Raw genomic sequence first — 306 nt, 5'->3', positions numbered from 1 at the left:
GTTGTCCACCAGGTTCACCAATACCCGGCGCAGGGCGTGGGGGCGGGTGTCGAGGACCACGGCGCTTTTGCCGCTGAGGCTCACCTGTTTGTGCATGTCCTGGTAATCAAATACCAGGCTGTCGAGGAAGGCGTCGAGGTTGATGCGGTGGCTGGCTTCGGTGGCGCCGTGGACGCTGCGCGCGTAGGCCACGCCTTCGCGTACCAGGTGTTCCATCTCGCCCAGGTCGCTCCAGAGTTTGTCGCGTTCGGCGCAGTCCTCCATGAATTCGGCGCGCAGTTTCATGCGGGTGATCGGGGTTTGCAG

The 306-nt window shown here is 63.4% G+C and carries 1 pseudogene; it reads right to left on the bottom strand.

Going from position 1 to position 306, the window contains the following annotated elements:
- Positions 1–306: pseudogene (locus tag HX823_RS31785) on the bottom strand (HAMP domain-containing histidine kinase); the annotation flags it as partial.

It is taken from the genome of Pseudomonas sp. P7759, assembly GCF_013386445.1.
In the GTDB taxonomy this organism is placed as follows: Bacteria; Pseudomonadota; Gammaproteobacteria; order Pseudomonadales; family Pseudomonadaceae; genus Aquipseudomonas; species Aquipseudomonas azotoformans_A.
Note: the sequence above shows the minus strand (reverse complement) of the source record. Positions and strands in the feature narration are given on the sequence as shown.